This is a genomic window from Pseudomonas kitaguniensis, from assembly GCF_049199985.1.
In the GTDB taxonomy this organism is placed as follows: domain Bacteria; phylum Pseudomonadota; class Gammaproteobacteria; order Pseudomonadales; family Pseudomonadaceae; genus Aquipseudomonas; species Aquipseudomonas kitaguniensis.
Genome location: NZ_JBLZPT010000008.1, coordinates 199602 through 208696, shown reverse-complemented (window position 1 = coordinate 208696; position 9095 = coordinate 199602). Strand labels below are relative to the sequence as shown.

Annotated in this window: 7 protein-coding genes and 1 pseudogene; 4 read left to right on the top strand and 4 right to left on the bottom strand. The window is 60.9% G+C overall.

Annotation, left to right across the window (positions count from 1 at the left end; all coding sequences use genetic code 11):
• Nucleotides 1–294: 294 nt before the first annotated feature.
• Entirely contained in the window at nucleotides 295–2283 is a 1989-nt protein-coding gene (locus tag ACOZK9_RS13350) for a peptidase U32 family protein (protein ID WP_152750406.1), read from the top strand.
• A 34-nt stretch (nucleotides 2284–2317) separates the two neighbouring features.
• Here the strand turns inward: ACOZK9_RS13350 and ACOZK9_RS13345 are convergent, their stop codons facing one another.
• Nucleotides 2318–3220, bottom strand: coding sequence for a DMT family transporter (locus ACOZK9_RS13345; protein ID WP_058411543.1), 903 nt, complete (start codon nucleotides 3218–3220; stop codon nucleotides 2318–2320).
• Nucleotides 3221–3329: 109 nt separating this feature from the next.
• On the opposite strand from ACOZK9_RS13345, the gene ACOZK9_RS13340 reads away from it, so the two are divergent.
• From ACOZK9_RS13340 to ACOZK9_RS27470, 3 genes and pseudogenes are all read left to right on the top strand, one after another.
• Nucleotides 3330–3773, top strand: a complete 444-nt coding sequence (locus tag ACOZK9_RS13340) for an Lrp/AsnC family transcriptional regulator (RefSeq protein WP_058411544.1) — start codon at nucleotides 3330–3332, stop codon at nucleotides 3771–3773.
• 174 nt (nucleotides 3774–3947) lie between these two features.
• A pseudogene (locus tag ACOZK9_RS27475) lies at nucleotides 3948–4715 on the top strand (MCP four helix bundle domain-containing protein); the annotation flags it as partial.
• Complete coding sequence (locus ACOZK9_RS27470) at nucleotides 4692–5573, top strand: methyl-accepting chemotaxis protein (protein ID WP_478372200.1); 882 nt, start codon at nucleotides 4692–4694, stop codon at nucleotides 5571–5573. The pseudogene ACOZK9_RS27475 and the gene ACOZK9_RS27470, both read left to right, overlap by 24 nt.
• A 61-nt stretch (nucleotides 5574–5634) precedes the next feature.
• On the opposite strand, the gene xylB is transcribed toward ACOZK9_RS27470, so the two are convergent.
• The 3 genes from xylB to ACOZK9_RS13320 are packed head-to-tail and all read right to left on the bottom strand — an operon-like array spanning nucleotide 5635 to nucleotide 9071.
• On the bottom strand, nucleotides 5635–7104 hold the full coding sequence (gene xylB / locus ACOZK9_RS13330; protein WP_058411545.1) for a xylulokinase: 1470 nt from the start codon (nucleotides 7102–7104) through the stop codon (nucleotides 5635–5637).
• A gap of 15 nt (nucleotides 7105–7119) precedes the next feature.
• Nucleotides 7120–8112 carry a LacI family DNA-binding transcriptional regulator gene (locus ACOZK9_RS13325; protein ID WP_058411546.1) on the bottom strand — a complete coding sequence of 331 codons (993 nt, stop codon included), beginning with the start codon at nucleotides 8110–8112 and terminating at the stop codon, nucleotides 7120–7122.
• Nucleotides 8113–8138: 26 nt separating this feature from the next.
• Nucleotides 8139–9071, bottom strand: coding sequence for an ABC transporter substrate-binding protein (locus tag ACOZK9_RS13320; protein WP_058411547.1), 933 nt, complete (start codon nucleotides 9069–9071; stop codon nucleotides 8139–8141).
• Nucleotides 9072–9095: the final 24 nt, after the last annotated feature.

The following is a 9095-nucleotide window of genomic DNA, read 5'->3' as shown; positions in this document are numbered from 1 at the left end:
AGGGCCGATGCATTCCTTATCGGCGTTTTGGGTGAAGGGGTGGGGCGAAGTCTCCCACGGTCTGTACTGGCTAGAGTCAGATGCTGGCTTTTAGTCCCACCACCCCTACAAGTCTAACCATACAAGCGGGCTTGCTCGCGATAGCATCTACCCGGTGTGCCTGCTGTATCGAGTTGCCTGCATCGCGAGCAAGCCCGCTCCCACAAAAGCGCGGCGACGCTGGCAGTCTCGCTAAAGCTCGCCAGCTGCCACATAATGCGCACCTCAACCGTGACAAGCCTGACTAAAAAAACTATGTCCTTGCCCAAGCATCACCTGGAATTGCTCAGCCCTGCCCGCGATGTCGCCATCGCGCGCGAGGCTATCTTGCATGGCGCCGACGCCATCTACATCGGCGGCCCAAGCTTCGGCGCGCGCCACAATGCGTGTAACGAGGTGAGCGATATTGCTCAACTGGTCGAATTCGCCCGGCGTTACCACGCCCGCGTCTTCACCACCATCAACACCATCCTGCATGACAATGAGCTGGAACCCGCGCGCAAGCTGATCCATCAGCTGTATGACGCTGGCGTTGATGCGTTGATCGTGCAGGACCTGGGCGTGATGGAACTGGATATTCCGCCGATTGAGCTGCACGCGAGTACCCAGACCGACATCCGCACCCTCGGCCGCGCGAAGTTTCTCGACCAGGCCGGTTTCTCGCAGTTGGTATTGGCCCGCGAGCTGAACCTGCAGGAAATTCGTGCGATTGCCGACGAAACCGACGCCGCCATCGAGTTCTTTATTCACGGCGCCTTGTGCGTGGCGTTCTCCGGGCAGTGCAATATCTCGCACGCGCAGAATGGCCGCAGCGCCAACCGTGGCGACTGCTCGCAGGCGTGCCGCCTGCCGTACACCTTGAAAGATGACCAGGGCCGCGTGGTCGCCTTTGAAAAACACTTGCTGTCGATGAAAGACAACAACCAGAGCGCCAACCTGCGCGCGCTGGTGGATGCCGGTGTGCGTTCGTTCAAGATCGAAGGCCGCTACAAAGACATGGGCTATGTGAAGAACATCACCGCCTATTACCGCCAGCGCCTCGACGAAATCCTCGAAGACCGCCCGGACCTGGCCCCTGCGTCCAGCGGGCGTACCGCGCATTTCTTCCTGCCCGACCCGGAAAAAACTTTCCACCGTGGCAGCACTGACTACTTTGTCAGTGACCGCAAGATCGATATTGGCGCCTTCGATACCCCGACCTTTACCGGCCTGCCGGTCGGCGTGGTAGAAAAAGCCGGCAAACGCGACCTGCAAGTGGTCACCCATGAGCCGCTGTCCAACGGCGACGGCCTGAATGTGCTGGTAAAACGCGAAGTGGTGGGTTTTCGCGCCAACATCGCCGAGCCTAAAGGCGAGTTCGAAGAAGACGGCGAAAAGCGTTACCGCTACCGCGTCGAACCGAATGAGATGCCGGCCGGCCTGCATCAGTTGCGCCCCAACCACCCGCTGAACCGCAACCTCGACCATAACTGGCAGCAAGCCCTGCAGAAGACCTCGGCCGAACGCCGTATCGGTTTGTCGTGGGCCGCTCGCTTGCGCGAAGACCAGTTGCACGTGACCGCCACCAGCGAAGAAGGTATCAGCGCCAGCGTCACCCTGCCCGGCCCGTTCGGCGTGGCCAACAAGCCGGAACAGGCGCTGGACACTTTGCGCGACCTGCTCGGCCAGCTCGGCACCACCGAGTACCACGCCACCGCTGTCGAGCTGGATGCACCGCAGGCGTTCTTCATCCCCAATTCGCAGCTCAAGGCATTGCGCCGCGAAGTGATCGAAGCACTCACCGCTGCACGCATCGCCGCTCACCCGCGCGGTGGGCGCAAGGCCGAGACTTCGCCGCCGCCGGTGTACCCCGAAGCGCACCTGTCGTTCCTGGCCAACGTCTACAACCAGAAGGCGCGCGAGTTTTACCATCGTCACGGCGTGAAGCTGATCGACGCCGCCTTCGAAGCCCACGAAGAAACCGGCGAAGTGCCGGTGATGATCACCAAGCACTGCCTGCGTTTCTCGTTCAACCTGTGCCCAAAACAGGCGAAGGGCGTGACCGGCGTGAAAACCAAAGTGGCGCCGATGCAGTTGATTCATGGCGACGAAGTGCTGACCTTGAAGTTCGACTGCAAGCCGTGCGAGATGCATGTGGTGGGCAAGATCAAGGGGCACATCCTTGGGTTGCCGCAACCGGGCAGCGTGGTGGGGCACATCAGCCCGGATGATCTGCTCAAGACCATCAGCCGCGCACCGCACTGACTGAAAAGCGGGCCTGCTATGGCGAGCTCGCTGATCACAGCGGCCTGCTGGCCACAGCAGGCCTGCGTGGCAGCGTCCAGCCCCGCTGCAACCCCGCAGCCGCCAACAGAATCGCCGCCACCCCCAGCCATTGCAGCCAGCCCAGGCGATGGCCGAAGGCAATCCAATCGACAAAAATAGCCGCAACCGGGTAGATAAACGACAGCGCTCCAGTAATCGCGGTGGGCAGCTTTTGGATCGCACCGTACAGCAATACATACATCAAGCCGGTGTGTACCACGCCCAGCGTGATCAGCGCCGCCCAGCTATTTGAGGCGGCGGGCAAACTGTTCCAGGGCACTAACGGCGCCAGCAGCACCGCGCCGGTGACCACCTGGATCAACGCCATCAAGTGCGGCGGCACGTCCTTCAGGCGCTTGATGATCAGCGCTGCAATTGCATACAAAAATGCCGCGCCCAGCGCCAGCAACACACCGGCCAGGTAATCAGCCGCGCCACTTTGCTGCTCGCCGTGGGCGGTGACAATCGCCAACATGCCCAGGAACGCAACGCCCAGCCATGTGAGTTTTTGCAGCGTGATCTTTTCGCCGAGAAACACCGCCGCCAGCATCACCAACATAAACGGTTGCACGTTGTACACCGCGGTACTAATGGCAATCGACGCGCGCGAATAGGATTCAAACAACAGCAGCCAATTACCCACGATGGCCACGCCGCTGAGCATCGCCAAGGCGAATTGGGTCGAGGTGATCAGGTCGAGCCGCAAGTAACCCAGCAACGCACACACCCACAGCAACGTCAGCGCGCCAATCACGCAGCGCCAGAACACCACTTCGATCACCGACACACCCGCCACCAGCACGAACCAGCCAATGGTGCCTGAGATCAGCATAGCGGCGACCATCTCCCACGAACCTCGACGAACTGCTTTGTGCATAATTGATGCTCCTCGGATGAGGCACAATTATGGCAATCTGGCGGTCGACCGCTCCAGCGACTAAACAAGGCAAACCCGTTGTTTGACCTTTTCTTATTAGGCACAAAGCATGATTGACACCATCGACCAGCAGCTGATCTCGGCTCTGATGCAAGACTCGCGCTTGTCGCTAAAGGCCTTGGCGGGCCTCACGGGGCTGTCATCGCCCAGCGTCGGCGAACGCTTGCGCCGCCTTGAAGAGCGCGGCGTGCTGACGCACTACACCGTCGACATCGACCCCAGGCATTTCGGCTACTTGCTGCAAGCGATCGTGCGCATTCGGCCTTTGCCGGGCAAGTTGCAGGAAGTGGAGCGCCAGATCCAGGCGATCCCCGAGTTCACCGAGTGCGACAAGGTCACGGGCGAGGACTGTTTTATCGCGCGCCTGCACGTGCGCACGATGGACCACCTCGACACCCTGCTCGACCGCCTTAACGCGTATGCAGAAACCAACACTGCCATTGTCAAGAAAACCCCGGTCAAACGCCGACTGCCGCCGCTGACGGAGGCATGATGTAAGGCGATAGGGAATGGGTGGGCTGCCGGGGCAGCCAAATGGGCGCTGTTACATTCTGTAATATTTTAAATGCGATTAAAAGGCCATTAACCGCTCACCTCCGACGAGCGGTACTTAATGCAACCATGAGTGCGACGAAATAGAGATAACCACAAAAAGAGGCTCTCTATCATGTTACGTAAACTAAACCTCGCCCCGCGCTCTGCCCTGTTCTTCGGGTTTTTCTGCCTGATGATTATTGCGCAGGGGCTGATTGCCCTAAAACAGGCCTCAATTTTAAACACTGCTGAAAAATTCGTCGAAACCAACGTCGTGCCGAGCATTGCCCTGCTGGGCCAGGTTGACAAGGAATTCACTAACATACGCGGCCTAAACTCACGGCTGCGCAACCCTATCGAGCCAGCCATTCGCAAAACGCAAGCGCTGGTGGACCTCAACAAAGCCCGGGCAAACATCCTCGATCTGCTATCGACGTTGCAACCACTGATCGTAACGCCTGCTGGCAAACAGTTTTTTGCTGAGCTGTCGGAGCGCTATGCCAGTTATCAGCAAGTACAGGAGCAATACCTGGCGCTTATCGCAGCCAACAGCCTGGATGACGCGGTTAAATTATCCAGCGAGGCGATGAAGCAATCGGCTGACACCGTAGAAGGCTCCATCAAACAGATGATTGAGCTGAACAACAACAAGGCTAAAAAGGCTGGCGATGACGCCACGCGCAGTTACGAACAGTCCAGACTGATCGTGACTGCGTTTATCTTGATCGGCACATTGGCGGCAATTGTGCTTGCGCTGCTGTATACCCGCAGCGTTACCCGCCCGCTCAGCCAGTCGCTGGCCATTGCTGAGCGCATTGCCAAAAACGACCTCAGCGAAGTCATCGAGGTGCAAGGGCGCGACGAAGTTGCCAGGCTCATGCTGGCGCTGAAAGCCATGCAAAACGGTTTGCGCAATACGCTTGCCTCGATCGCCGATTCGTCTAATCAGTTGGCGTCGACGTCTGAAGAAATGCATGCCGTCACCGAGGACGCGAACAAAGGCATGCAGCGCCAGAATAACGAGGTCGAGATGGCAGCCACCGCCGTCACCGAGATGAGCGCAGCGGTAGAAGAAGTGGCGAGAAACGCCGCCGCCGCCTCGCAAGCTGCCAACCGCTCCAATAGCGCAGCGCTTGCGGGGCGTGCCCGCGTGGATGAAACCGTGCAGGCAATCAGCTTGATGGTTGGCAACGTTGAAGCCGCTTCCCGGGAAGTGCAAGGGCTTGAGGTGATGGCGACCGACATCAGCAAGGTGCTGGACGTGATCAGGGCCATCGCCGAGCAAACCAATTTGCTCGCGCTGAATGCCGCCATTGAAGCCGCGCGTGCCGGTGAAGCCGGTCGAGGTTTCGCAGTGGTGGCCGATGAAGTCAGAGCGCTGGCGCACCGCACGCAGCAGTCAACCAGCGAGATCGAGCAGATGATCAGCTCGATTCAAAAAGGCACTGGCGCGGCGGTGTCGGCAATGACCCACACCAATGCCCAGGCTCAGCGAACGCTGGATACGGCTCAAGGCGCGGGCGCCGCGTTGGTCGAAATAACCGAATCGATCGACAATATCACCGAGCGCAATGTGTTGATTGCCACCGCGTCGGAAGAGCAGGCCCAGGTGGCAAGGGAAGTGGACCGCAGCCTGGTCAGCATCCGTGACCTGTCAAGCCAGACGGCGCAGGGGTCTAGTCAAACGGCGATTGCAACGTCGGAACTGAGCAACCTCGCGCTCGACTTGAACCGGTTGCTGAAGCAGTTTCAGATGTAACAACACGCCCACTTCGCCAAGGAACCAGGGGCGCCTGCCCCTATTCACACACCCTGAATGGTCAGCCTTGCAGCGCTTTGGCCGCGCTCAGCAACCCCTGAAACTTGCGATAACGCGCCGCCAGCACCGGCTGTTGTCGCAGGTCTGGCAGGTAACGCGTCTTGACCGGCATACCGGTTTCCAGCAGTTGCGCGCCCTGCCCGATCGCCATAAACCCCAGCTTCGCCGCGCCGATACACGCGCTCAGCTCACTGCCGTGCAAGGTGAAAACCTCTCGCTGCAGGATATTTGCCAACAATTGCGCCCAATACTCGCTGCGTGCCCCGCCGCCGACCAGCGCACAGGCACCGACGTTGGCACCTGCCGTTTGCACCGCGTTTAAAGCATCCAGCAGGCCAAAACTCACGCCTTCCATTACCGCATAACCGAGCATCGCCGGGGTGCAGTCGTGGCCCAGGCTCATAAACCCACCGCGCAGCAGCGGGTCGTTATGCGGCGTGCGTTCACCGGCGAGGTAAGGCAGAAACAGCGGCGTGTTCAGCGGCACCGGCGCACCCATTGGCAACTGCGCCTGCACGTGGGCCAACAAGGTTTGCTCATCCGGCGTGCCGGTCAATTGCGTGACCCAGCGCAAGCAACTGGCGCCGGCCAACAGCGCGCCCATGGTGTACCAGCGGTTTGGCAGCGCGTGGCAGAAGCTGTGCACGGCGCTTGCGGGGTTGCCTGCGGCATGGTCGGTGATCGCGACAATCGCCGCGCTGGTGCCGAGGGTAATCAACGCATCACCGGCGTTGATCGCGCCGATACCGACGGCCGCCACCGGGTTGTCGCCGCCGCCGCCAGCGATCACCACGCCGGGCGCCAAGCCCAATTGCGCCGCCATCGCCGCCGTGACACAGGCACTCGCTTCGCCGCCTTCGACCAGCCGTGGCATCTGCGCCAGCACAAGGCCTGTGGCGTGCAACATCGGGGCAAACCATTGACGCTGCGCCACATCCAGCCACAGCGTGCCGGCGGCGTCCGACATCTCGCTGATGCGTTCACCGCTCAAGCGCAAACGCAGGTAATCCTTGGGCGACAACACGCAGTCAATCGCCTCGAATACCTCAGGCGCATGCTGTTGCAGCCAGAGCAGTTTGGGCGCCGTGAGCCCGGCCATCGGCAAGCTGCCGGTGACCTCGGCAAAGCCTGGCCCGAGCTGTTCGGCGCAGGCAGCCGCGCGCGAATCATCCCAGAGAATCGCCGGGTACAGCACGCGGTCATCCGCGCCGAGCAGCACCGCGCCGTGCATTTGCCCCGACAGGCCGATGCACGCCACGCGCGCAAACGCTGGGTGCGCGCGCAACTCATCAAGTGCCTGCAAACAGGCCTGCCACCACGCTTCGGGCGCCTGTTCAGACCAGCCGCTGTGACGCCGGGAGACGCTCAAACGCACACCGGCGTGCGCCAGCACGGCGCCGCTGGCGTCCATCAGGATCGCCTTGAGCTCTGAGGTGCCGAGGTCGATGCCAAGAGAAACGGGACTGTTCATACGCGGTTATTCCAATTAGCTGCAGCCACATGAATTTCGATACTGCACGCTGGGCGCCAGGCGCACACGTTGAACGGGGGCGTCGGGCGACGCCATGCGTTGCAGCAACAGTTGCACCGCGCGCGCGCCGAGTTGCTTGACCGGCTGAGCGATCAAAGTCAGGCGCGGCACGAAAAAATCCGCCCAGTCAAAATCGTCAAAACCGACCAATGCCATGTCCCCCGGCACATCCAGATGCGCGTCACGCAGCGCATGCATGGCGCCGAGGGTCATCATGTTGTTGCCCGCCATGATCGCCGTCGGCGGCTCGCTCAAAGCTAGCAACTGCTCAGTGGCCGCGCGCGCCGGTTGGCTGTTGGAGCCGCCGTTGACCAGCAGTTGCGGGTCAAACGCCAGCCCCGCCGCCTGCAACGCCTGCCGATAACCCGCTACGCGCTCATCGGTCGTGCCCAACCCCGCGCGCCCGGCAATAAAGCCGATACGCCGGTGCCCGTGTTCAACCAAGTGCGTGACCAGGGCGTGGGTGGACGCGGTGTTCTCCACCCCAACCTGATCAAACGGCGCGTCCAGCATGCGGTCTACCAGCACCCCCGGAATCTGGTTGGCCTGCAAATACGCCAACGCGATGGAACCGGCTGCCGGTGCCAGTAAAATCCCGTCAACACGCCGATGATGCAGGGCGGTGACCACGCGAAGTTCTTGCGCCGGGTCGTCGTGAGTGTCGACAAACAGCATCATGAAGCCGTGCCGGGCGCACTCGGTTTCAATCGCGTGCACGGTTTCACTGAAGTAGTGGTTGGACAGCGACGAGATCGCCACACCGATCGTATTGGTGCTCGACCGCGCCAACGAGCGCGCCAGCGTATTGGGCACATACCCCAACTGCGCAATGGCTTGCTGCACGGCCAGCACCGTCGCCGGGCTGACCTTGCGGGTGCCATTCAACACGTGGGACACGGTCGACGTGGACACGCCCGCCCTGCTTGCCACGTCATCCATGGTCACCACGACGCGCCCCTCTTTACGTCAATCAATCAATGCTTGCTCGACCAGCCGCTGTAGGTGCCGATGGTGTCGCGGGTGATCAGTTTTGGCGTGAGCAGGGTCACCGCTTCGGCCGGGGCCTTGTCGTTGAGGAGGTCATTGCCGACATTCACCGCAGTTTGCGCCATGGCCCACGGGTCCTGGCTGGCGGAGGCCTGAATCTGCGTGTCGGTTTTCAGTGCGTTCTCGATGTCTGGCGCACCGTCCACCGAAGTGATGATGATGCCGCTGCGCTTAAGCTGCTTGGCCGCCAGGTCGCTGCCGATGGCTTGCGGGTCGTTGATCGCAAACAAGCCGTCGATTTTCGGGAAGCGCGTCAGGTAACCCTGCATCACGTTCAAGCCGCCTTCGCGCGAGCCTTTGCCGTCCTGGTCATCGGACAGCACCTTGATCTCCGGCGCAGTGGCCAGCGCCGCTTTGCAGCCTTTGACACGGTCAGTCACCGCAGTGACTTGCGGGCCGTTCTGGATGATTACGTTGCCCTTGCCCGAGAGCTTGTCCACCAGGTACTGGCAGGCCAGCTTGCCGGCTTCGACGTTGTCGGTTTGCACGGTCGCGTTGACGCCTTTGGCGTCCACATCCACGGCCACCACAACGATGCCGGCGTCCCGCGCTTTTTTGATCGCCGAGGCCATCGCCGACGGGTCGACGGCGTTGATCAGGATCAAATCGACCTTGGACGAGATGAAGTTGTCGATCTGCGAAAATTGTTTACTCAGGTCATAGTCCGCCGACACCGACGTCACCTTGACGTTGGGGTTCAGCTCTTTGGCGCGCGCCGTGGCGCCGTCGGCCAACGTCACGAAATAAGGGTTGCCGAGCGAACCCATGCTGATGCCCACGGCTTTAAGTTCGCGGGCCTCTGCGCTTTGGGCGACCAAGGCAGCGAGGGCAATAACGGGAAACAGGCGTTTGAAGTTCATGTGGGTCTCTCTTGTGATTGTTGT